The following is a 24,965-nucleotide window of genomic DNA, read 5'->3' on the forward strand; positions in this document are numbered from 1 at the left end:
GCTGTAATGATAAAAAAGGTCAATTTGAGTGAGAAAATTTCAGGAAGTTAAGAATAAAGTCCGGATAGCGAAGGAATTCCTTAATGACATGGAGCGGACGGGGAAGGATTGCATGGTGGGATACGGCAACGCGCGTTCCAACCTGAGTCGGGCGCTAGCCAATATATGTTGCTCGGGGGGGTAGAATGCCATATCATCTCGCCTGCCGATGATGACGGCTTTAGGATAGAGACCGCCAACAGCAGGATTGGGCATATCTGCAATGCTGACTTCAGATACTGCCTGAAGAGTGATGTGGCAGGGACGGTGGAGGCTGTCTTGGAAGAATGCCGCGCAAAAGGGAAGGAGCCATATTATATCTATGGCGATAAATATGGGCATGGAAATGAAGCAGTGCCTGTGAGGGCATATGTGGATGTCTATGAGGAGATAATGCGCCAAGAAAAAGATATGGGAGTCGAGTTCGATTATATCTTTCTGGCGACTGGTACTGGTATGACGCAAGCTGGGCTGGTCGCAGGCCAGAGAAGATACGGAGGGCAGAAGCAGGTCATCGGGATTAGTGTGGCAAGGAAGAAGGGGCAGGCAGCTTCAGAAATCAGGAAATACGTTGAGGCATATGAAGGGGCTGCAGCGGATAGCCTGACAATCGATGTTTTGGACTGTTATCTTGCTGGTGGATATGGGCTGTATAATGATGCAATCCGTAGGACGATTCATGAAGCTATAAGCCTTAATGGAGTCCCTTTGGACGCGACCTATACGGGAAAAGCTTTTTGGGGGATGCGCGATTATATGAGGAAGACAGGCATAAAAAATAGAAACATTTTGTTCATACATACAGGCGGTACACCGTTATTTTTTGATGGGCTTTTATAAGGATATCCTGAAAAGTACAGGAAATGGGTTTAGAGGGAGATGGGAAATGATGGATGAAGCATATGGAAATCTGAACATCCTTTTCACTTCAGCTGGAAGGCGTAGCTACTTAGTTGGTTATTTCAAAGAGGCACTGGGGCACAAGGGGGAAGTCTTTGTCACGAACAGCTCTGAGATATCTCCCGCGTTCCAGGCGGCTGACCATTGCGTGGTGTCGCCGCTGATTTATAGCGAGGAGTATATACCGTTCCTGCTTCGGTATTGTATGGAAAACGACATCAAAGCCATCATACCGTTGTTTGACATAGATCTTCCGGTGCTGGCAAGGAATAAAGGACGGTTCCTGGAGGAAGGGATTAAAGTGCTTGTGTCGAATCTGGAAGTGACGGAGATATGCAATGACAAATGGAGGGCATACCAGTTCCTGAAGGAAAAAGGCTTCCATACGCCCAGGACATTCATACATATGGACGATGCAGTCAGTGCCATAAAGCGGGGCGAGGTAGGGTATCCTCTGATTGTAAAGCCTCGTTGGGGCATGGGATCTATTGCCGTATACGAAGCCGACAATGAAGAGGAACTAAGAATCTTGTATCGAAAGTCCAGGCGCAAGATAGAGGAGACCTATTTAAAGTATGAGAGCAGAGGAGCGCCTGAAGGCGCAGTCCTTCTACAGGAGAAAGTGGAAGGCCAGGAATATGGGCTTGATGTCATAAATGATTTGGATGGAAATTATCAGAATACAGTTTGTAAGCTGAAATATGCCATGCGGGCGGGAGAGACAGATTGTGCCGTTACTGTGGACAACAGGTCGCTATGTGAAATGGGCGAAAAGCTGAGCAGGACATTGCGGCAGTCAGGCAACCTGGATGTGGATGTGTTCATGAAGGATGGGGAGCCATGTGTCCTAGAGATGAACGCTAGGTTCGGAGGAGGGTATCCCTTTAGCCATATGGCAGGGGTGAACCTGCCAAAGGCAATCATAAACTGGCTGTTCGGAGAGCCCGCAGATTCCGCATTGTTCAAGTACCGGGTGAATGTCATGTCACAAAAGGACATCAACTTGGTCAGGGTATATCCAAAGATGGATGTAAAGGTCGTCATGGAATCCGATATATCCAGAATCCATAGAGCGGTCTTGGCACTGGAGGGGCAGCTTAGCCCTTCTCTGCGGCAACGGGGAGTGGATATCGATGCTTATGTGCAAAAGCTGGGTCAATATGGAAGAATCTGGCTATTGGTCGATGTGAATGGTGATGCAGTCGGGGCATTGGCAACCTATATGAATGACATGGTACATTGTACAGCATATATTTCCTTTCTTGTAGTGGACAGAAGGTTCAGGGGGCTGCATTTTGCAGAGCGCCTGTTGCACGCTGCGGAAACGGAGTTTGCGACAGCAGGAATGAAACAGGCAAGACTGGAAGTTAGGAAGAAGAATGTACAGGCAATAGGATTCTATAGGAGCTTTGGCTATCGGCTGGCTGGGGAAGCATCGGAAGATTCCTGCTATATGGAAAAAGCATTAGATAATGGTACGATGTGAGGGAATGATTATGGATAATAGGCAAATTGTAGTGACACGCTCTTCGATGCCGGAGCTGCGCGAATATATGGACGAGATAGAGGGATTGTGGGACTCACATTGGCTGACAAATATGGGGGTAAAGCATAAAGCGCTCCAGAAGGAATTAAAGGACTATTTAGATGTCGAGAATGTGGAGCTTCTGACAAATGGCCATATGGCTTTGGAGCTGACCTTACAGGCAATGAACTTGCAAGGAGAGGTCATAACTACTCCTTTCACGTTTGCATCCACTACCCATGCCATCGTACGCAACGGCTTGAAGCCGGTATTCTGTGATATCGACCCTGTCACATATACAATGGATGTGGAAAAGATAGAAGCCATGATTACTGACCGTACCTGTGCAATTATGCCGGTTCATGTATATGGTAATGTATGCAATGTTGAGGAGATTGAACGAATTGCCCATAGGTACGAGTTGAAGGTAATTTACGATGCGGCGCATTCCTTTGGAGAGAGCTACAAGGGACAGGGGATAGGGTGCTTCGGGGATGCCTCCTGCTTCAGCTTCCATGCTACCAAGGTATTCAACAGTATTGAAGGAGGCGCTGTCTGTTTTCACGACCAGCGTTTGGGCAAAGCCTTATACGAGCTAAAGAATTTCGGCATCCATGGCCCGGAGGAGGTCAGCGCTGTTGGGGCCAATGCGAAGATGAATGAATTCTGTGCTGCCATGGGACTCTGCAACCTGCGCCATGTGGATGAGGAGATTGATAAACGGAGACTTGTTGCCGAAAGGTATCGTGGCCACTTGGAAGGGATGGAAGGCCTGCAATTGAATAGGATACAGCCGGAGGTAAAATCCAATTATGCCTATTTTCCAATCATCATTGAGGAGAAGACCTTTGGAGCAAGCCGTGTCGAAGTGTTCGATAGGCTGGCCGAGCAAGGAATCGGGGCAAGGAAGTACTTCTATCCTTTGACCAATACATTTTCCTGCTTCCACCGGGAATATGATGTGAGCGAAACCCCTGTCGCTCTGCACATCAGCAAAAGGGTGCTGACGCTTCCGCTATATGCCGATTTGGGAATGGAAGATGTGGACAGAATCTGCAAGGTCATTTTGGGCTGCAAGATATAAGTCTTTTGGGAGGGATTGAGGACATGAAGGCAAAAGATGTTCGTGGGTACTCGTGGCTCTTCTATTGAACTTTTCAGCATTATTTTGATGCTCTGCATCGTAGGGCATCATTATGCGATGAATTCGGGCCTTATCGATGTAAAAACACAGGAAAATGCCCTGACATCTCGTTCGTTATTTAGACAGCTATTTGGCTGGGGAGGAAAGACTGGAATCAATTGCTTCATCCTAAATACATACTATTATATGTGCCAATCCCAAGCCAATACCAGGAAGTTTTAAGCTGCTTCTGGAAGTTGAATCAAAAAGAGGGTACATTCCCCGCAGCTTGCTGCGCCAACAAACTTTTCAGCCTGAAGGACATAAGGAACTTCTGTACCACAAACAGTTGAACCATCCCCCCAAATATGTTACTATTTCCTTGGGCCCTGGAACCGGCCCAAGTTTTTTACTTCCGCAAGCTGAAATGCGGAAACATATCGTTCCGGAATGGATGTGAAACGATGGGATTCTACGTAAACCCTCCTGCCGATGGCTTTGAATCGCTGCGGAAGACAGGTCTCTACGTGGACAAGACAGAGCTGATTGCCTATACCAATCAGGTGCTCGGAACCGACAGGAAATTAATCTGTGTCAGCCGCCCCAGGAGATTCGGCAAGACCAGCGCTGCCAAGATGCTGGAAGCCTATTATTCCAAAGGGGCGGATTCCGGAGCGCTGTTCAAAGGACTTAAAATAACGAGTTCTCCTGGTTTTGAAGCGCACCTGAACCGATACGATGTACTGTCTCTGGACATCGCATGGTTCCTTTCAAATGCGGCAGATGCCCGGGAGATTGTCGCGGATATCCAGAGGGAAGTCATAGAGGAGCTGGAGGAGAGCTTTCCGGGCTGCGTAAAGGCCGGTACGAAGTCCCTGCCCAAGGCATTGTCCCAGATCAGCCTGAAAACGGAACGGAAGTTCTTCGTCATCATCGATGAATGGGACGCGCTGTTCCGGGAGGCAAAAGAGGACACGGGGCTGCAGAAGGCCTATATCCAGATGTTGCGGGGACTGTTCAAAGGCCTGCAGGTCTCTCGCTTCATCGTGGGCGCATATATGACGGGGATTCTGCCGATTAAAAAATATGGCACACAGTCGGCCCTGACGGATTTCTATGAATATACGATGCTGCAGCCCGGGCCGCTGGCAGACTATGTTGGCTTCATGGAGGAGGAAGTCAGAGGACTGTGTGATGGGAATGGCCTTGATTTTGAAGAAGCCCGCAGGTGGTATGACGGATACCGCTTCGGCAATGCAGGCCATATCTATAATCCGGACTCTATCATAAAAGCGGTTCAAAACAATCGGATTGACGATTACTGGACGCAGACAGAAAGCTATGAACTGCTGCGGATCTACATTGACATGGACTTTGCGGGTTCCAAAACCGCCATCATCGATATGCTGGGCGGACAGAGCTGTAAGGTGGATGTGGGGGCCTTCCAGAATGACATGACTTCTCTGGCCAGCCGGGACGATGTCTTTACCCTGCTGGTGCATCTGGGATATCTGGCGTATGATACAGACAGGAAGGAAGTCTTCATACCGAATGAAGAGGTTCGGGAGGAATTTGTCCGTTCTATCAAAAACGGTAAAAGGCCCGAGCTTGTCAAGGCTGTGGAGACATCAGAAAAACTGCTGGAGGCAACGGTTCGGGGAGACTCAGGTATAGTCGCACAGTTGATTGAGGAGGCGCATAACAGGGAGACTGCCCCGGACTTCTACAACAATGAGCAGGCCCTGCGCTCCGTCGTGATTATGGCATACCTGAGCAGTGTGGATTATTATGAAAAATTCCAGGAGCTTTCCAGCGGAAAAGGATATGTGGATATCCTCTTTCTGCCCCGCAGGGCTTCCGGGAAACCTGCGTTGATTGTGGAATTGAAATGGAACAGGAGCGCAAAAAGCGCGGTGGCGCAGATTAAGGCGAAGAACTATGTACAGTTTTTGGAAAAGCTTGGAATTCGGGACAGGATTCTCCTGGTGGGCGTAAACTACAGCACGAAAACGGGAAAGCACACCTGTGTCATTGAGGAATATCTGCCAGAGTCATGAGGAACCGGAAGCCTATACCGCATAAAAAACAGGAGGAAGAAACGGAGGAACCAGCGAATGGAATTACGGGCATCAAGCATTCCGGCAGTGCTTGATTATTTGTCGACATGGGAGGGTAGCTCCTGGAAAGGAATCCCGTCTACCGGAGGATGGACGAAGAGACCGCGAGGACAATCGGCGTCCTGATGGGAATAAAGAATTTTGGCGAAAACGAAGAGCGGTTTAAGACAGAGGAGGGATATGATATGTGCCAGGCCATACGCGAAATGATGGAGGACAGCAGACAGGAAGGGATTGCGGAAGGAGAGGCTCGTGGAGAAGCCCGTGGTGAGGCCCGTGGGGAAATCAAGGGAAGCGCTGGTCAGATAATCGAGATTATAGACAATATAAGGAAAGAGCTCCACTGCTCCCTGGAAAAGGCCTGTATAGTAGGCGGCAAGACCCAGGCCGAGTACCAGCAGGCGAAGGCTATATGCGGAAAACCGTGATGGTTTAGGCGAACAACAGAGAAAAATCGCATAAGAAACACCGTAAAGATATCAGCTCCCGGCTCAGCCCTCTGCGCCGACGGGAAGACAGTCAGCAAGGACTCCGGCAAGGATTTTCCCCGTCTCCCCCAAAATCTACTATACAAAATAAAAATAAGTGCTATAATAGAATCCAATGACAGGATTCTATTATCATGTATAATAGACGCTAGGAAAAAACAAGCATCCAAAGCCCCCGCATCCCAAAGGGGCTTTCGATAAACCGGGAGGAAGAACACATGAAACCATACGGCGTAAACGAACTGAGAAGAATGTACCTGGATTTCTTCGAGAGCAAAGAACATCTGAAAATGAAGAGCTTTTCCCTGGTGCCCCACAACGACAACAGCCTGCTGATCATCAATTCCGGCATGGCTCCCCTGAAGCCCTACTTCACGGGCCAGGAAATCCCGCCCAGACGCAGGGTCACCACCTGCCAGAAGTGCGTCCGCACAGGCGACATCGAGAACGTGGGCAAGACCGCCAGGCACCTGACCTTCTTCGAGATGCTGGGCAACTTTTCTTTCGGGGACTACTTCAAGCATGAAGCCATCCGCTGGAGCTGGGAGTTCCTGACGGAAGTGGTGGGCATGGATCCGGAGCGGCTCTACCCCTCCATCTACTGCGAGGACGAGGAGGCCTTTGAAATCTGGACGAAAGAAATCGGCGTGCCCGCTGATAAGATTACCCGCTTCTACCGGGACGAGAACGGAAAATGCGACAATTTCTGGGAGCACGGCGCAGGCCCCTGCGGCCCCTGTTCCGAGATCTACTATGACAGAGGAATCAAATACGGCTGCGGCAAGCCCGACTGCAAGGTGGGCTGCGAGTGCGACCGTTTCATGGAAGTGTGGAACAATGTGTTCACCCAGTTCGACAACGACGGAAAGGGCAACTACACGGAGCTTTCCCAGAAGAACATCGACACCGGCATGGGCTTAGAGCGCCTGGCTGTGGTGGTGCAGGACGTGGACACCGTGTTCGACATCGACACCATGAAGGCCATCCGGGACAGAATCTGTCAGATTGCCGGGACAGAGTATGAGGCTGACGAGAAGAAGGATGTGTCCATCCGCCTGATCACGGACCATATCCGCTCCACCACCTTCATGATTAGCGACGGCATCCTGCCCTCCAACGAAGGCCGCGGCTATGTGCTCCGCCGCCTGATCCGCCGGGCGGCCAGGCACGGTAGGCTTCTGGGCATCCGGGACAAGTTCATGGCGGCTTTAAGCGAGACCGTGATTGATGAGAGCAAGGACGGGTATCCCGAGCTGGAGGAGAAGAGGGCCTTTATCCTGAATGTCCTCACCCAGGAGGAGGACAAGTTCGACAAGACCATCGACCAGGGCCTGAGCATCCTGGCCCAGATGGAAGAGGAGATGAAAGCGGCGGGAACCACGGAGCTCTCCGGGGAGAACGCCTTCAAGCTGTACGACACGTTCGGCTTCCCCACAGACCTGACCCAGGAGATTCTGGAGGAGAAGGGCTTCACCATGGATGAGGCGGGCTTTGGCGTGTGCATGCAGCATCAGAGGGAGACGGCCAGGAAAGCCCGCAAGACCACCAATTACATGGGAGCGGACGTGACGGTGTACGAGTCCATCGATGCATCCGTCACCACTCAGTTCGTAGGCTATGACAGGCTTCGGCATGATTCCAAGATTACCGTGCTGACTACGGAGAGCGAGCTGGTGGAGGCCCTGACGGACGGGCAGACCGGCACGATCATCGTGGAGGAGACTCCTTTCTATGCCACCATGGGCGGCCAGAATGCCGACACAGGCGTCATCACTACGGCGGACGGCAGCTTCCAGGTGAGGGATACCGTAAAGCTCCTGGGCGGCAAGGTAGGCCACATCGGCATTGTCACCAAGGGCATGCTCAAGGTGGGAGATACGGCCACGCTCACGGTGGATGCCGCAAAGAGGGGCGACACCTGCAAGAACCACAGCGCCACCCATCTGCTGCACAAGGCTCTCCGGGAGGTGCTGGGCAGCCATGTGGAGCAGTCCGGCTCCTACGTGGACGGGGAGAGGCTGCGCTTCGATTTCAGCCATTTCGCGGCCATGACCAAGGAAGAGCTGGACAGGGTGGAGAAAATCGTCAATGAGCAGATTGCGGCCAATCTCCCTGTAGTGACGGAGGTGATGGGCATCGAGGATGCCAGGAAGACCGGGGCCATGGCCCTCTTCGGCGAGAAGTACGGCGAGGAGGTCCGGGTGGTGAAGATGGGAGACTTTTCCGTGGAGCTCTGCGGCGGCACTCATGTGGCCAATACCAGCGCCATCGCGGCCTTCAAAATCCTGTCCGAGAACGGCATCGCGGCAGGTGTCCGCAGAATCGAGGCCCTGACGGGGAACGGCGTGTTTACCTATTATAAAGGGCTGGAGCAGACCATCGAGGAGGCGGCAAGGGCGCTTCGCGCCACCCCTGCCACGCTGGTGGAGAAGATCGAGCATGTGACGGCGGAGGTGAAGGCGCTGTCCTCCGAGCTGGAGTCCCTGAAGGCCAAGGCGGCCAAGGAAGCCCTGGGAGACGTGATGGATAATGTGGTGGAGGTGAAGGGCGTGAAGCTCCTGGCGGCCAGCGTGGACAATGTGGACATGAACGGTCTGCGCGACCTGGGCGACCAGCTTAAAGCCAAGCTGGGGCAGGGCGTCATCGTGCTCCTGTCCAATGCGGGCGGCAAGGTGAACATGATTGCCATGGCCACGGAGGAAGCCCTTTCCAAGGGGGCCCATGCGGGGAACCTGATCAAGGGCATCGCCGGAAAGGTAGGCGGCGGTGGCGGCGGCAAGCCGGGCATGGCCCAGGCAGGCGGCAAGAATCCGGCGGGCATCCCCGACTGCATCGCGGAGGCTGCGAAGGTGCTGGAGGGCCAGCTTGGGTAGATAGACTACATGCAGCCGTCAACAGATATCGGAATCAATGAAACAGGGCTATCGGTTTTCGATAGCCCTGTTATCGCTCTTTTATCTTGTCAATATATGCTTTTCCTTTAACTCGGTATATGTCCTGGAGGCATTTTCTTCCTTTGCCAAGGACATATATCTTTGGATTTCCCGGAAATCATCGATGGCCGTTTTGATAATCTCGGCATCATTGGGCATAGGATCAACTGCTTTCTGATGCGGCCCTCTGTTTATGCGACATGATTGGAATTCTCTTGTTCCATATGAATGCTCTTCTTCATTATTATAGGAAAAGGCGCTGGAACTGTAAAGCGTTTCGGCGGTATGGTATGAAAATCTGCATTGAAAGATGATTATTTTTTGACAATTGGGCATACTGAGGGTGAGGAAATAAACTATACTGCTTAACGATTTCACTTGCCGTGAAACCAGACTGCATAACGCTGACTGGTTCAATCGCTTGATTGCATTAGGCAGTATTCAGCGTTATGCAGTATAACAGATTGCAGAAAGATGCAAAAGAGAGGTATCGAAATGAAAAGAATGATAATCGGAAAGAATCGGATAATGCTGCTGACGGCCCTGATATTCGTGCTGGTGCCTGTAATCAGGCCCGGCCAGCCGGTGAAAGCTGCGGGGGATGGGGCGGCTGCGGTGGTCAGCGGTTCCGTTGAAAACGCCACCGATGACTGGAACGTGATGACGCAACGGCTTGACGAGGCCATCCGGAACGGCACAGGCCAGAATGTGGGCTTCCTTGTGGGGAACCATTTTGAAATCCCCACGGATATCCTGGGCAGGCTGGCGGGAAAAAACGCCACGCTGGCCCTGCACACCAGCAACGGCGTCACGTTCAGCATCAGCGGCGGGGAGGTTTACGCTGCCGACGCTCCCTTTACAGTGGATGTGTCCTTCGAGTCGGTCATTCCCGATGAGGTGAAGCAGCAGCTCCCGGGCAACAATACCCTCAGGCAGTTCTCCATGGTGCAGAAGGATGCCTATCCCTGCATCCTGAACGTGCATCTGGCCCTGGGGGAGGAATATGCAGGTAAGCATGCCGTCCTGTATTCCTACGACGAGGCGGGAGGCCGCATGAGGCAGGAGGGCATCTTCAGGATTAACGGGCAGGGCAATGCCATGTTCGGCCTAAGGCGCGGGGACGAATATCTGGTGGCGGTATACAGAGGCTATGCAGTGGCCGAGGGGGACACCCTTTCCCATGTAGCTGTGAGGAACCACATCAGCCTCCAGAACCTGCTGGCGCTCAATCCCCAGATTCAGGACGCAGACCGGATTCAAATTGGCCAGATGGTCAATCTTCCAAATTGAATAGGATTATACGAAAAATCATCCGGTTCCGGCTTGCGGCAAACGGATGATTTTATTTCCGACTAATTTTGCGCCAAAATCTTGTGCATTCCCGCACCAGGAAGTATAATGGAAATCTGATGACAGAATCCTGATAAGAGCACACATAGAAAGCGAGACCTCCATGGATACATACACGGAATCCCTTGAAAACAGAGCCCGGGACATCAACCCGGAGGACGACATCGACTACAGCGCGGCGCTGGCCGAAGTGGTGAGCATGTTCCGGAATTTCGACGAGGCCCTGGATACCTTCCTCGTAAGGCACGGATATACGGGAAACAGACAGGATATTGACGGTAAGATGGCATTCATCAAATCCAGGTTCGAGCAGAAGCAGATTCCCCTGCCCAGAAATATCCGAAAATGGTACACGGAACACAAAAGGATCAAAAAGGAGACCGCAATCCGCATCTGCTTCGCCTTCGGCCTGACCGTGGAGGAGTCCGAGGACTTCATGCGGCGGATATGTCTGCTGCGGGGCTTTGACTGCCACAATGTGGAGGAGGTCATTCATTTCTATGCCATCAGCAACCGTCTGGGCTACGCGGATGCGCAGAACCTCCTGGACAGGGTGCCCAGGCCGAACCCGGAGCGGCTGGACTTCGGGGAGGAGGTCCTCTACACTGCATCCATCATCGCGGCGGTCAGGCGCTTCAGGAGCCCGGAGGAGCTGATTCGCTACATCAGCGGCAACATTGAGCAGTTCGGCTACAACAATGCCACCGCCTACAGATATATCCGCAGGATGTGGGAGGAGATTTCCGGGGAGGAGGGCCTGGCGGCGAAAGAGAAGAAAAAGCTGTACCGCGCCTTCAACGACATAGACCGGGAGATCAAAGAGGCGCGGGCGGGAGAGCCGGAGGCGCGCAGGCGGACCAGGAGCGCGCGGGCCGGAGGCTCCCTGTGGGAGATATACCTGCAGATTCTGGGGCTGTCCGGGAACAGGATCGTAAAGCTGGATACGGACAGGTCCCTGAAGCCCATATTGCGGGACAATGAACTGCTCCACGCCTGGGCGGAGGACTCTTTCCCCAGCAGGGGCGGCCTGGAGAAGATCCTGAACGGGGAACACGCGTCGGAACAGTTGGTGCATAAGACCATCATACTGCTGGTATTCTACAGGTTCTGGGTGAAGGCGGCGCTGAAAAGGAACGACTACCAGGCCCGCGGCGGAGACACGGGAAGGAGCATCTGCGAAATCAACCGCTATCTGCTGGATACGGGATACCCGCAGCTCTATCCTGGGGATCCCTTCGACTGGATCATCCTGCACGCGGTGGAGAACGAATTCCCGCTCCTGGTGTTCCGGGATTTCATGCGGGAGCTGTTCTATGTGAAGGAGCACGACATCGATGCCAGATATGCGGCGGAATGGAGCTGACGCACCGGCAAATCCAGAAATGCCCCAGATGGTGTAAAATAGAGAGAAAAACGGCAGGGACAAAGGACGGGATGACATGGAGGACACAAGAATCGCCCTGAAGGAAGGCACATTGCTGAGCGTTTCGAATCGTGAAAAGGGTGCGGTCACCTATACCATAGGGAAAGTGAAGGGCAGGGGCATGTCGGGCATTGTGTATGACGCGTCCTACCTGGACAACAGGGGTTACCGGCACGCTGTCCTGATTAAGGAATGCTATCCCTTTGAGGCGGACATTTACCGGGACGGCGACAGGCTGGTTCCCGGGAGCGAGCTTGACGAAAGGATTTTCCGGGAGTGCAGGAGCGAAATGGAAGCCTCCTATGGCCTGCACAACGAGCTGTTCCATACCAGCGGCCTGACCAATTACATTTCCAATACCATCGACAATTATACGGAAAACAATACGATTTATACCGTCTTGACGTATCAGGAGGGAGAGGTACTCTCCCGCAGGAGGATGGAGTCCATCAAGGAATGCGTTTCCGTTGTGAAAAGCGTCGCTGCGTTCCTGGGCAGGATGCATGAGAAGGGGTATCTGTACCTGGACGTGAAGCCGGAGAACATCCTCCTGCTGGAGGGCAGCCCCCATGCGGTCCAGCTTTTCGACTTTGACACGCCCATACGCCTGAGCGACATCAGGAAATCGAGGAACAGGGAAGAGGGAGGATCCGGCAGGATAAACAGGCTCGCCTGTACCAAGGGCTTCGCGGCATATGAACAGAAGAAGGGGTATCTGCATAATATGGGCAGGCATACGGATGTCTACGGCGTAGGGGCGCTGCTGTTCTGGCTGCTGTTCGGGCGGGTGCCGGAAGCGCCGGACTGCGAGACAGGGGCTGAGTATAAGTTCGCCGACTGCCTGTTCGCGGACAGGAATTATCAGGACAGGCTGTTCCGGGCGCTGCCGGATTTCTTCCACCATACGCTGACCGACTTTGGCCCCGGCCGCTATCAGGACATGGATCAGGTCATCCGGAAACTGGAGGAGATAGAGCGGTACGCGGATACCATAGTGCCCTTCGTCATATCCAGCCAGGTCAACCGTCCGCCCGTGCTGCTCGGGCGGGAAAAAGAGCTGCAGGCCATGGAGCAGTGGCTGAACCGGGACGGAACCAACTGCCTGTTCCTCACCGGTATGGGCGGCATGGGGAAGAGCACGCTGGTGCGGGGGTATATCGCGGATCATCGCAGCCGCTTTGACGCGGTCCTGTATCTGTACTACAACGGCAGCATACAGAAGATGGTCGCTGACGACAGCCAGTTGCGCATCAATATCGTGGAAAAGAATACGGAGGAAAGCATATCGGACTATTTCCACAGGAAATTAAGGGTGCTCCGGGATCTGGCGGCAGGGAGGAGAATCCTCCTTGTGGTGGACAATTTCGACGGGGAGCCGGACGAGGACTTCTCCGCCATTTTGGACATCGGCTGGAAGGTCATCGTGGTGAGCCGCCTGGAGATTCCGAAGACCGGATATGCCACTCTGGCCTTAAAGGCGATTTCTGACAGGGCTGATCTATATGACCTGTTCGAGCGCTATGTCGGCAGAGACCTGGACGATGAGGAGCTGAACTGCGTGGACGAGATGATCCACAGGGTGTTCGGGCATACATTGGCCCTGCAGCTAATCGCCAGGCAGGTGGCCTGTAGCCACATCTCCGTGTCCCAGGCGACGGCGCTCCTGCGGGAGAAGGGATTTTCGGATATCACTCCCGAGAAGGTGGACTATGTGAAGGACTGGCGGCTGTATCAGGATACGGTGGCGGATATCATCGGGGTGATTTTTCAGGCGGGGGAGATGGAGGAGAGGAAAAAGATGATTCTGAAAGCGCTTTCGTTGTTTTCGGCAGAGGGCGTGGACATTAATATCTTTTCGGATATGCTTGGACTGAATTCCAAAGACGCAATCAATGAACTGGCAAGGGAGGGCTGGCTGGAGCTGAGAGGGACGGAATTGTCGCTCCATCCGGTGGTGCAGGAGGTCATCAGGCGGTGGGAGTGGACGGAGCTGTACCGCGAGGCATTTGAGGCAGTGATGGACAGCCTTTTTTGCTATATTAAGATAGAGAGCAGAAAGGAAGAGTATCCGAAGGAACTGCTTCGTTTTTTTCAGTGGGAGAAAGGGTACATGGAGAAAAGCGAGGTTTTACGGAGAATAATGGAGAAGCGTGCCGTAAAGAAAGGGGTGATAGCAGCTATCATAATGAAGCGGGTTGCCGACAGCGATAAGAGACAGGTGACGGATCATAGAAAACAGCAGCTTTGGCTTCGCATGGCAGAAAATGTGCTGGATTCGTGCAGAAAAGAGGAAATTCTCTGGAAGGACGATATGTACCGGAATGTTCTATATTGTACAATGATAAATATGCCTCGTGACAGAGAGGAGTACATTCTGGAGCATGCCGATGAATTGCTGGACGGTTTCCGTAGGACAGATGGCATTGCCTATTTGAAGATTTGTGAAAGGGTGATATCCATTTATGAAGAACGGGGAGCATTTGTGGCTGCCCATACGGAGGTGGAGAAAGCCTGGGAATTCATTAAAATGGCATATAGGGAATCCAGTATATTTACGGAGACGGGGAGGAGGCTCAGACGAAATGGTAAATATGTGAAAGGGATGTTTTATAATATTCTTGCGGGATATTACGATTGTGTAATCAACGGGGAATATTATAATGAGGACAGGATAGAAGAAATTGATAAAATGCTGAATGCAATCAATAAGGCAATCCGATATATGAAAAGAGACAGGGGAAAGTATGCTGACAGCAGAGCCATGCATGCGAAGTATCTTCTCTCTAAGGCAAACATTCTCATTCGATGCTTTCCTCAAAAGCGAAATGATATCGAGAAACTGTTGAGCAAAACAAAGAGGCTGGCGGAGAAATATACACAGGAGTATTCAGCATTGCGTTATAATTATAAGTCAGTGAAAGCCTGGTATCATACACGGGTGGATTTTGATTATGCAGGGATGGTGAGGCTCATGGTAGAAGCTTTCGATATTGCCAAAGTTACATCTGGCACAGATTTGGATATCATTGATGGCATCATAATTCCCTGGGCCAATATGCTTTTTGAGTGGGGAAAATATGAGGACATGGATAATATGCTGCGGATAGGAATAGGAATATGCGAGAAAGAGAAACATAGGGAAATTATCCCATATATCCGGAAGAAACGGGAATTATATGGATATCTGCTGGAGGCTTATCAGGAGATTGGAGATTTGGACAAGTGCAGGGAGGTGGAGAAATCGATTGAAGAGGAGAAGGAAGGGAGGAGAGAGGGGGTGGAAATAGCTGCTGGAGGATGAACGGCAAAGGAGTATTCGGGTGTGGGATGATGGGAGCAGAAGTGAAGGTTCGGGAAGAAAAGCGGAAGGGAATATAAATGGGTGGCTATAATAATATGGAAGATAAGAAGGAGAAATCTAAGGTGGGTTCAATCATGAAAAAGAAAAGCAGAAAATATGTCGCATTAATCGTTGTTGTCGCAATTTTGTTAATAGTTCTGGGAATATTTTACAAGGGCTATTCAAGCGCCAAAGAGAAATATGAAGCGACTATCAAACAACTTGAAGAGGAAGTCGATAGGCTTTCAGAACCGGTGGCCGTTTATGAGGAGGCTGCCCAGGAGATAGACATCGCCGTGATAAACGCGGAAATCCGTGATATCGGCGAGCTTGCCACGATAGAATATCTATATACGGATGCCGGAAAATTTGAGGATCCCGCAGAACTGTTCGGAAAAGAAATCCCTTTTTCCTTTACCACGAAGTCGTTTATCGCGAAATGGGACGGCTCTATCAAGGCAGGGGTGGACATAAGCAAGGTCACAGCGGAAGTAAATGAGACAAAAAAGGAGATAGTAGTACATATTCCAAAAGCGGAAATCCTCTCGCATGAGGTAGATGACGAGAGCATCGAAACCCTTGACGAGAAAGATGGCCTGTTCAATAAACTTAAGATTGATGATATCAGAGCGTTTGACGCCAACAGTAAGGACGCTATGGAGAAGCGGGCCATTGAAAACGGGCTTTTAGATAAGGCCTTGGAAAACGCAAAGGCGATTATCCGCAAACTGATAGATAACGACATAGTGAAAGAATTGGAATATGATATCACGTTTGAGGTGATTGAGGAATAAGCAAAATAGATAGGGCGTCAATATAATGAACGGAGATAGAAGAAGCAGAATTTAGATGATTTCTAAAAGCTGCTTCTTTTTTAGGCCTACATCCACAAATCCAAAACAAAAACTGCCGTTGTATACTTATTTATATGAAAAAGCGGAGATGCCCGCTGATAAGGAGGAAAAGGCTATGAGACGAAAAAATAGGGTTGCTGGTTTTGGGGTAGTGATGGCGATATTGGTTTTGACATCATGTGGGGAGGTTCCAACCGCACAAGAATCGTCACCCCAAAATGCAGAAGTACATGTAGAAGAGAATGGTGGACAGATAAGCGAGGAGGATGAAGCCGGCAAAGATGCAGACGAGAATCCGGGTACAGAAGAGATTGATGAAGTGGAAACAGAATCTACAGATATTCGGACAGAAAGCTTTAAGTCCGCTGCCAATATAGAAGAGACGGTGCTTGTGGACGAAAATGACATAAAGATAACGGCTACGGAATTGAATTATACAGATTATTCCGTTGAATTAGGATTGCTGATTGAAAACAACAGTAGTGTAAACCTGTCATTTACCAGCGGTACTTTGGGATGTGACCGCAATGCTGTCAATGGTTATATGGTTGGCGACGGATATCTCAATGCGGATGTATCTGCTGGTAAAAAGTCGCATGAATCGATTAGCTTTAGCAAGGATGCGCTGGCGTTATATGGAATTACAGAAGTTGCCAATATTCAGATAGGGTTCTCTGTACAGGATGATGACTATGAGGATTTCTATACGGGAATGGGACAGGTAAATACATCTGCCACCGATTCTTACGACTATGAAGACAGTAATTACCAAAAATCTATAAAAAGTGGAATCTGGGAAACAGCATACAACTGCAGCATAGACTATTATGCAGAAGAGGAACTATATAATCAGAATGATATAAGGGTTGTGTCAGAAGCCCTTTTGACCAATAAAGACGGAGAAAAGATTATTCTTATCGAAATCGTAAATGATTCACAGGAGATGATTTATGGAGTGGCATCAGAGATAACTGTGAATGGACTGATTGTGAATGCGTCAAATTGGTCTGCTGAGGCTATTAATCCTGGAACCCGTCGTGTTATAGATATGCCCATTTCATCTATGCTTGATAAGGTCTACTGGCCTGTATTTGGAATTCAGGAGATTGGGGAGTTCACCTTTTCATTTGCAGTAGAGAATGCCGCTCATGAAGAGATAGCTGCATCTGAGGAAATCAGGATTGGAATATCGGGAGAAGCGGCGGCAGTGGATGACAGCGGTGAAGAGCTTTATAGCGACAATGGAATAAGGATTATCTCAAAAGGACTATTCGAGGATCCAAGGGAATACAGTGATGACATTCACTTAATGCTGTTGGTAGAGAATCAATCCTCGGAAGCAGTCTTTATTGATGAAGAGTATGGTTCGCTTTCTGTAAATGGGTTCATGACAGAGTGTTCTGCTTATAGGGGGGATGCTGTTCCTGGAAAATATGCCATCGTTGATGTTACGATGCGGGGATCTTCACTGGAAGAGAATAAAATTGCTGAGATAGAAGAAATAACCAATATAGAAATAACCCTTGAGATACGAAATCTGCAATATGGCACAGTTGATAAGCCAACAATAGCTGTAGAGTATTGAGCTACATGATTATTTCTATAAAGTGCCCTCTGCGGATGCAGGGGGCACAGTCCGCTGAGCCTTTTTTGATTTCCGCAAGCAACGAGCCAAGTGGGCATGCCCGCATGCACATTAAAGCCATATTTGGCCCCTTGACAAATCCTCATTTCTATACTACGCTAAACTCATGGATAGCGCAAAAGCAATCCAGAGTCTTGATTTCGATTATTTCTAAGGGTTAATGGCGTTTCTGCTGTTTTTCATTGGAAAGGGAAGAATAAACAAAAACGAAAAAGGGCGGGCGAGTGCCTGTAGCAGTAAAGGCGAAAAGCATGATAAATGGACTATAACCATGGAAGGAGACGATGAACATGGCAACTTCAAGTATTACAAAGAATTTTATTATTTCAGATGAAAAGCAGATAGAACTATTTGCTAATGCTATTGAGGAATCATATGAGGAGTCTTTGAGGACATCACAGAGTGATGCTTCGATTAAGTTCAGGGAACTGCAGAATGCGGATGAAATAAAAGAAATTATGGAGAAGTGGAGGAAATCTCATGAATGATGAATTTTTAATACTCAATATTAGAGAATATTTGAAACAGGGACAAGACGGAGAGGATTTGCTTAGACAGAGCTTTTCTGCATTTTCCTGCAGAAAAAACATTGATGTGGAGAAATTTCTGCAGGAGCAGTCGGTTGATTTTACTAAGAAAAACCAGTCTGTTACATATATCGTTCTTAGCCCGGAGGAAGGCCGCATCGTAGGATATTTCACATTAACAATAAAACCAATTTCTGTTAACGGAGAGAAATTCAGCAATACAGTGAAACGAAAATTATCAAGAGTGAGCGAACAGGATATGGATAATGGAAATTATCAATTATCGGCATATCTAATTGCCCAACTGGGTAAAAATTTCCATGATGGATTAAACGAAAAGATTACAGGGCAGCAGCTCCTCGGTCTTGCAGTTGAAAAGATTAAGGAGCTGCAATATATGGCAGGCGGCATGGTAGTATTTCTTGAAACGCAAAACGAAGAAAAATTGTTATATTTTTATGAAAGACAAAACGGGTTTAAGCGTTTTGACACAAGAGAAGTAAAGCACAGCGCAGAAGAGCCGCGCTGCCTAATCCAGCTATTGAAGGTACTGTAAATCGCTTTTCATCTTGATCATCATGGATGGTTCTGACCAGTAAGCTCAGAGTGTTGATTTCAACTGTTTTCCAGAGTCGGAAAGTGTTTCTGCTGTTTCATTGAAGAATCACACATTCAATAATCCTAAATTTCCAAAGCTACGTTATATAAGCCACGCACTCACAAATTCAGCCTGTAAACCCAGGCATTGTTCCAGGCATAAGCAGGAAGGAGCGGATGACTGCGCTGCTGCTGTGCATCTTTCTGGGGGGATTTGGCATCCACAGATTTTATGTGGGTAAAATCGAAACATGGCGTCTGAAGAAAAGTTCGAAGCCTGGGAAGGCGATATGAATGATGCCGAGCTAAAACACTATACAGAAGTCCAGCTGGGCATTTCCCAGAAGCTGCTGGAGACAAGTACAGAAATGCAAGAGTAGATTTAGGCAAAAATGCAGTTCGTTCTTTACTATCCTAAACCCATGGACACCACAAAGAACCAGTCCAAAGTCTCAATTTCAATCATTTCTAAGGTTTAATAGCGTTTCTGCTGTTTTTCACTGGAAAGAGTAGGTAAGCAAAAACGGAAAAGGGCAGGAGCGGCAACATCCCAGGTACCAATGAGCCTATGGACTGCTCCGGATTCCCACATCCCTTGGGGCGGTGTTTGCCCTACTGCCTCTTCGGGGCAACAAGGCAGGCCTGGAGCGAATCCTGGACGAGAACCCTGCATATGAGAAGCTGGACGAGGAGACGGCGGAGACAATAAGCGCCCTGATGGGAGTGAAGGAAAAGCATGGAAAACTCTGCAAACCCAGGCATCACCCAAAATACAGCCGGACAGCTAAGGCCTTTCCTGTATTCGCAAAATAGCCGCAAAAAGTTTCACAAAAAATTTAGCAAAAAAATGCAATTCGTTCTTTGCGAGTTGCATTTTTTATGTTATACTGTGTAGGACAATAATCATGGGGGTATTTGCGGTTTTCCGACAAGGCCCCGGCAAGTCGTTAGTATTTATCTAATTATAAATGGAGGACTGAGAGCATGAGTACTACTTCAAAAGCGAGCCAAAGAATAACAGCTTTGCTCGATGACAACAGTTTCGTTGAAATCGGCGCCCTTGTGACAGCCAGAGCCACTGATTTCAATATGAAACCCAACGAGACTCCTTCTGACGGTTGCATTACCGGTTATGGAGTGATTGGCGGGAAGCCTGTGTATGTGTACAGCCAGGACGCTTCCGTGATGAACGGGACCATCGGCGAGATGCATGCCAGGAAGATTGCGGGTCTCTATGATCTGGCGATGAAGACCGGCTCCCCTGTGATCGGGCTGATCGATTCCGCGGGGCTGAGGCTGCAGGAGGCAGCGGATGCGCTGAACGCTTTCGGTGCTATCTACATGAAGCAGACATTGGCTTCCGGCATCATCCCTCAGATTACCGCCATCCTGGGAACCTGCGGCGGCGGGCTCGCCCTGTTCCCCACTCTGACGGACTTTACTTTCATGGAGGAGAAGGACGCCAGGCTTTTCGTCAACGCGCCCAATGCGCTGGACGGAAACGTGATCACCAAATGCGATTCCTCCACGGCTGCGTTCCAGTCTGAGGAGAGCGGCATCGTGGACGTGGTGGCGGACGAGGCCACAGTCCTTGCCAAGATCAGGGATCTGATTGCTTTCCTGCCTTCCAACAGCAACGAGGGAAGCGACATCGTGGAGTGCACGGACGATCTGAACCGCGTGAACGAGGAGCTGGCGGGCTGCGCGGGGGACACCTCCATAGCGCTCTCCATCCTGGCGGACAACAATGATTTCTTCGAGGTAAAGGCGGGCTACGCCAAGGATATGGTGGTAGGCTTCATGAAGCTGGACGGCGTCACCGTAGGCGCTGTGGCCAACCGCAGCGAGATATGCGATGAGGAGGGCAAGGTGGCGGAGAAGCTGGATGCCGTCCTGTCAAAGCAGGGCTGTGAGAAGGCCGCCGACTTCGTGAACTTCTGCGATGCCTACGAGATTCCCGTGCTGACGCTGACCAATGTGAAGGGCTACAAGGCCACCATGTGCTCCGAAAAGGGAATCGCAAAGGCTGCCGCGAAGCTGACCTACGCCTTCGCCAACGCCACGGTGCCCAAGGTGAACGTCGTCGTGGGCAAGGCGCTGGGCACGGCCGCCATCGCCATGAACTCCAAGGCCATCGGTGCGGATATGACTTTTGCATGGCCCGATGCCCAGATCGGCACCATGGAGGGCAAGCTTGCGGCAAAGATCATGTATGACGGACAGGGCGCGGATGTCATTAATGAGAAGGCAGCGGAGTACGATGCGCTTAACTGCAGCGCCGGAAGCGCGGCCAGGAGAGGGTATGTAGACAGCATCGTAGAGCCCGCCGACACCAGGAAATACGTTATCGGCGCTTTTGAGGTGCTCTTCACCAAGAGCGAAGACCGTCCCGCCAAAAAGCACGGAACTGTATAGAAAGGGTGATGTAAATTATGAAGAAATTGATAGCCATACTGTGTATGATTACCTGTCTTCTGGGACTGACGGCCTGCGGAAGCGAGGCGGCGCAGTCAGAGTATCAGCAGCAGAAGGTGGCCAATGCACAGCAGCTTGCGGACGAGATGGTCCTCTATCTCTTCTCACAGTATATGGATGACGCAGTGGCAGGTTCCTTTGATGTCTATACGGCGGAAGAAGTGGAGTATATACTGAACAATCAGTACAACATCTATGTGGACGGAAACGCGTTCCTGAAAGCGATTGATTCTTTCCATTCCGCGAAGGAAGACATGGGCACGATCACGGGGACCAACGGAAGCGAAGTGACGATTGACGGCAATCAGATCGTCGTGGAGGTAGCGGTCACCGGAGAGAAGAAGAACGCCACGGCGGAGGTCATCTTCTCCAACGACATGTTCATGAAACTGCAGTCCGCGGCGCTGAACCCCACTTCGACGGTGGGCGAGCTCATGGCCAACGCGGGCCTGAACACCCTGATCGGCATGGGCACTGTGTTCGTGGTGCTGATCCTGATCAGCCTGATCATCTCCTGCTTCAAGGTGATTCCGAAGATTCAGGAGAACGCGGCCAGGAAGAAAGCCGCTCAGAAAGAAGTCGCGGGCGTGGACAATGCCGTGACGCAGATCGTGGAGCAGGAGACAGTGGAAGAAGCGGAAGAGGACGACTGTGAGCTGGTAGCCGTCATCGCGGCAGCCATCGCGGCCAGCGAGGGCGCTGCTACCACGGACGGCTTCGTGGTGCGCTCCATCAGAAGAAGATAAGCAGACAGAAACAAAACAAATAAGCAATCTATTTTAGGAGGAAATAAAAAATGAAGAATTATACAATTACCGTGAACGGAAATGTATATGATGTAGTGGTAGAGGAAAACACGTCCGGCGCTCCCGCAGCGGCCAAGGCCCCCGCAGCGCCCAAGGCAGCACCGAAAGCGGCTCCCGCGGCGGCGCCCAAGGCGGCGCCCGCAGGCGGCGCAGGCAGCGTCAAGATTGAGGCCGGCGCGGCAGGAAAGGTATTCAAGCTGGAGAAGAAGGTGGGCGATGCCGTCAAGAAAGGCGACGCAGTAGTCATTATCGAAGCGATGAAGATGGAAATCCCTGTTGTGGCTCCTGAAGACGGAACCGTTGCAAGCGTTGACGTGGCAGTGGGCGATGCCGTGGAGGCAGGCGCTGTACTGGCTACCCTGAACTAAGGCGGCAAGCGCGTTTCCGGACAGTGATATACGGTAGAAAGCGCTGCGGCGGACTTTCTATCGTCAAGAACAACAGGAGGTCAACAAATGGATTATATAGCTTCAACGCTAAACAATCTCGTTCATCAGACGGCATTCTTCAATCTGACCTGGGGAAACTATCTGATGATTGCGGTTGCATGCTTTTTCCTTTATCTGGCTATCCGGCATGAGTTCGAACCCTTGCTCCTGGTTCCGATAGCCTTCGGCATGCTGTTGGTGAATATCTATCCTGACATCATGCTTCATGCGGAGGACGCCTCCAACGGTGTGGGCGGCTTACTGTATTATTTCTATGTACTGGACGAGTGGGCCATCCTGCCTTCCCTGATTTTCATGGGTGTGGGTGCCATGACGGACTTCGGTCCCCTGATTGCCAACCCCAAGAGCTTCCTTCTGGGCGCGGCGGCTCAGTTCGGTATATTCGCGGCATATTTCGGGGCCATCTTCATGGGCTTCAACGATATGGCGGCGGCAGCCATCTCCATCATCGGCGGTGCAGACGGACCTACATCCATCTTCCTGGCCAGCAAGCTGGGGCAGACGGCGATTTTGGGGCCTATCGCAGTTGCGGCATATTCCTACATGTCGCTGGTGCCTATCATCCAGCCGCCTATCATGAAGCTGCTGACCACGGAAAAAGAACGGAAGATTAAGATGGGCCAGCTTCGTCCGGTTTCCAAGCTGGAGAAGATATTGTTCCCTATCGTTGTTACGATTGTGGTATGCCTGATCCTGCCTACCACGGCTCCTCTGGTAGGCATGCTGATGCTGGGCAACCTGTTCAGAGAGTCCGGCGTGGTACGCCAGCTGACAGAGACGGCTTCCAATGCCCTGATGTATATCGTGGTCATATTGCTGGGCACTTCTGTAGGTGCTACCACCAGCGCGGAGGCCTTCCTGAACTGGGATACGCTGAAAATCGTGGCTCTGGGCCTGATTGCGTTCATGTTCGGCACGGCGGCAGGTGTGCTGTTCGGCAAGATTATGTGCAAGGCTACCCATGGCAAGATCAATCCTCTGATTGGTTCCGCGGGCGTGTCAGCCGTTCCCATGGCGGCCCGTGTGTCCCAGAAGGTAGGCGCGGAGGCGGATCCCACCAACTTCCTGCTGATGCATGCCATGGGGCCTAATGTGGCAGGCGTCATCGGAACCGCCGTAGCGGCCGGTACCTTCATGGCTATCTTCGGGGTATTCTGAGAACTGCCAAGAGACAACAGGTTATACTGACGATCACCAAAATCTGCCAAGCAGCCCGACTCACGAGCGAAAGCCAATGGGGACTTGCGGCAAATTTTATCGCTCGTGAGTATAAGTCATTTCCGGGAGAGTTGCCATGCGCTCTTTCGGAGGATCGGCACAGGAGACCCTGCAGGACAGATGCTCCTGTGCGCCCCGCGATAACTGCCAATATGCCCGGAACCGCTTTCGGTCAGCTTGCAGGCATGGTGCGAAGTCAGCGATATGGAATTGGCTCATTGTCAGCGGGAATAAAAAATATGGAGGAAATTCGTAAATGTCAGAACAAGGAAAAACACCGATTAAAATTACGGAAACGATACTGCGTGACGCGCATCAGTCTCTGATTGCCACCAGAATGCCCACGGATTTCATGCTTCCCATCGTGGAGAAAATGGATAAGGTAGGATATCATTCCGTGGAGTGCTGGGGCGGCGCTACCTTTGACGCTTCCCTTCGTTTCCTGAAGGAGGATCCCTGGGACAGGCTGAGAAAGCTGCGCGACGGCTTCAAGAACACGAAGCTGCAGATGCTGTTCCGCGGACAGAATATCTTAGGCTACAGACCTTACGCTGACGATGTGGTGGATGCCTTCGTGCAGAAATCCATCGCCAACGGCATCGATATCATCCGTATCTTCGACTGCCTGAACGACCTGCGCAACCTGCAGGAGGCTGTAAACGCCACCAACCGCATGAAGCAGCAGGAGGGCAGAGGACATGCGCAGATAGCCCTGTCCTATACGCTGGGCGATGCCTACACCCTGGAGTACTGGGCAGACACTGCCAAGAAGATTGAGGAGATGGGGGCGGATTCCATCTGCATCAAGGACATGGCAGGCCTGCTGGTGCCTTACAAGGCTTCCGAGCTGATCAAGGCCATGAAGGAGAACACCAAGCTGCCCATCCAGCTGCACACGCACTATACTTCCGGCGTGGCCAGCATGACTTACCTTAAGGCAGTAGAGGCAGGCGTGGACGTCATCGATACCGCCATGAGTCCTTTCGCTCTGGGAACCTCCCAGCCCGCCACCGAGGTCATGGTAGAGACCTTCCGCGGCACGCCTTACGACACGGGCTTCGACCAGAACCTGCTGGCGGAGATTGCGGACTACTTCCGCCCTTACCGTGACGAGTGCTTAAAGAGCGGCCTGCTCAATCCCAAGGTCATGGGCGTG

Annotated in this window: 21 protein-coding genes; all 21 read left to right on the plus strand. The window is 51.0% G+C overall.

Annotated features, from left to right (window positions below; all coding sequences use genetic code 11):
- Positions 1–165 precede the first annotated feature (165 nt).
- Positions 166–879, plus strand: coding sequence for a 1-aminocyclopropane-1-carboxylate deaminase/D-cysteine desulfhydrase (locus Q2B33_RS14175; protein ID WP_300572065.1), 714 nt, complete (start codon positions 166–168; stop codon positions 877–879).
- Positions 880–925: 46 nt separating this feature from the next.
- Positions 926–2,425, plus strand: coding sequence for a GNAT family N-acetyltransferase (locus Q2B33_RS14180; RefSeq protein ID WP_300572064.1), 1,500 nt, complete (start codon positions 926–928; stop codon positions 2,423–2,425).
- A gap of 67 nt (positions 2,426–2,492) precedes the next feature.
- Positions 2,493–3,548 carry a DegT/DnrJ/EryC1/StrS family aminotransferase gene (locus Q2B33_RS14185; RefSeq protein ID WP_300795146.1) on the plus strand — a complete coding sequence of 352 codons (1,056 nt, stop codon included), beginning with the start codon at positions 2,493–2,495 and terminating at the stop codon, positions 3,546–3,548.
- A 503-nt stretch (positions 3,549–4,051) separates the two neighbouring features.
- Positions 4,052–5,644 (plus strand): AAA family ATPase, encoded by a 1,593-nt coding sequence (locus Q2B33_RS14190; protein WP_300572060.1) that lies wholly within the window; start codon positions 4,052–4,054, stop codon positions 5,642–5,644.
- Positions 5,645–5,793: 149 nt separating this feature from the next.
- Positions 5,794–6,132 carry a hypothetical protein gene (locus tag Q2B33_RS14195; RefSeq protein ID WP_300572058.1) on the plus strand — a complete coding sequence of 113 codons (339 nt, stop codon included), beginning with the start codon at positions 5,794–5,796 and terminating at the stop codon, positions 6,130–6,132.
- 278 nt (positions 6,133–6,410) lie between these two features.
- The gene (gene alaS, locus Q2B33_RS14200) at positions 6,411–9,065 is read left to right on the plus strand and encodes an alanine--tRNA ligase (RefSeq protein WP_300572056.1); all 2,655 of its coding nucleotides are present in this window, start codon (positions 6,411–6,413) and stop codon (positions 9,063–9,065) included.
- 555 nt (positions 9,066–9,620) lie between these two features.
- A complete protein-coding gene (locus Q2B33_RS14205; protein WP_300572054.1) occupies positions 9,621–10,415 on the plus strand; it encodes a LysM domain-containing protein in 795 nt (264 codons plus the stop codon).
- 163 nt (positions 10,416–10,578) lie between these two features.
- The gene (locus tag Q2B33_RS14210) at positions 10,579–11,838 is read left to right on the plus strand and encodes a hypothetical protein (protein ID WP_300572052.1); all 1,260 of its coding nucleotides are present in this window, start codon (positions 10,579–10,581) and stop codon (positions 11,836–11,838) included.
- Positions 11,839–11,914: 76 nt separating this feature from the next.
- The gene (locus tag Q2B33_RS14215) at positions 11,915–15,199 is read left to right on the plus strand and encodes an AAA family ATPase (RefSeq protein WP_300572050.1); all 3,285 of its coding nucleotides are present in this window, start codon (positions 11,915–11,917) and stop codon (positions 15,197–15,199) included.
- Between the two features lie 95 nt (positions 15,200–15,294).
- The gene (locus Q2B33_RS14220; protein ID WP_300572048.1) at positions 15,295–16,032 is read left to right on the plus strand and encodes a DUF4230 domain-containing protein; all 738 of its coding nucleotides are present in this window, start codon (positions 15,295–15,297) and stop codon (positions 16,030–16,032) included.
- A 55-nt stretch (positions 16,033–16,087) separates the two neighbouring features.
- A complete protein-coding gene (locus Q2B33_RS14225) occupies positions 16,088–17,677 on the plus strand; it encodes a catabolite control protein A (RefSeq protein ID WP_300572046.1) in 1,590 nt (529 codons plus the stop codon).
- A 350-nt stretch (positions 17,678–18,027) separates the two neighbouring features.
- Positions 18,028–18,225: a hypothetical protein gene (locus Q2B33_RS14230; RefSeq protein ID WP_300572044.1), complete on the plus strand. Its 198-nt coding sequence runs from the start codon at positions 18,028–18,030 to the stop codon at positions 18,223–18,225.
- A complete protein-coding gene (locus tag Q2B33_RS14235) occupies positions 18,218–18,820 on the plus strand; it encodes a GNAT family acetyltransferase (RefSeq protein WP_300572042.1) in 603 nt (200 codons plus the stop codon). The genes Q2B33_RS14230 and Q2B33_RS14235 overlap by 8 nt, the downstream gene beginning before the upstream one ends.
- Positions 18,821–19,038: 218 nt before the next feature.
- Complete coding sequence (locus Q2B33_RS24725; RefSeq protein ID WP_369124254.1) at positions 19,039–19,155, plus strand: NINE protein; 117 nt, start codon at positions 19,039–19,041, stop codon at positions 19,153–19,155.
- Positions 19,113–19,241 carry a hypothetical protein gene (locus Q2B33_RS14240; protein WP_300898399.1) on the plus strand — a complete coding sequence of 43 codons (129 nt, stop codon included), beginning with the start codon at positions 19,113–19,115 and terminating at the stop codon, positions 19,239–19,241. The genes Q2B33_RS24725 and Q2B33_RS14240 overlap by 43 nt, the downstream gene beginning before the upstream one ends.
- A gap of 223 nt (positions 19,242–19,464) precedes the next feature.
- Complete coding sequence (locus tag Q2B33_RS14245) at positions 19,465–19,674, plus strand: hypothetical protein (protein WP_300815757.1); 210 nt, start codon at positions 19,465–19,467, stop codon at positions 19,672–19,674.
- Between the two features lie 171 nt (positions 19,675–19,845).
- The gene (locus Q2B33_RS14250) at positions 19,846–21,276 is read left to right on the plus strand and encodes an acyl-CoA carboxylase subunit beta (RefSeq protein ID WP_300572040.1); all 1,431 of its coding nucleotides are present in this window, start codon (positions 19,846–19,848) and stop codon (positions 21,274–21,276) included.
- 17 nt (positions 21,277–21,293) lie between these two features.
- Positions 21,294–22,082, plus strand: coding sequence for an OadG family protein (locus Q2B33_RS14255; RefSeq protein WP_289765464.1), 789 nt, complete (start codon positions 21,294–21,296; stop codon positions 22,080–22,082).
- A 50-nt stretch (positions 22,083–22,132) separates the two neighbouring features.
- Positions 22,133–22,510, plus strand: a complete 378-nt coding sequence (locus Q2B33_RS14260) for a biotin/lipoyl-containing protein (RefSeq protein ID WP_300572037.1) — start codon at positions 22,133–22,135, stop codon at positions 22,508–22,510.
- Between the two features lie 87 nt (positions 22,511–22,597).
- Positions 22,598–23,749: a sodium ion-translocating decarboxylase subunit beta gene (locus tag Q2B33_RS14265; protein WP_300572035.1), complete on the plus strand. Its 1,152-nt coding sequence runs from the start codon at positions 22,598–22,600 to the stop codon at positions 23,747–23,749.
- 316 nt (positions 23,750–24,065) lie between these two features.
- On the plus strand, positions 24,066–24,965 hold a 900-nt coding region (locus tag Q2B33_RS14270), incomplete at its 3' end, for a pyruvate carboxylase subunit B (protein WP_300888974.1).

Source organism: uncultured Acetatifactor sp. (genome assembly GCF_948601915.1).
Lineage (GTDB): Bacteria > Bacillota > Clostridia > Lachnospirales > Lachnospiraceae > Acetatifactor.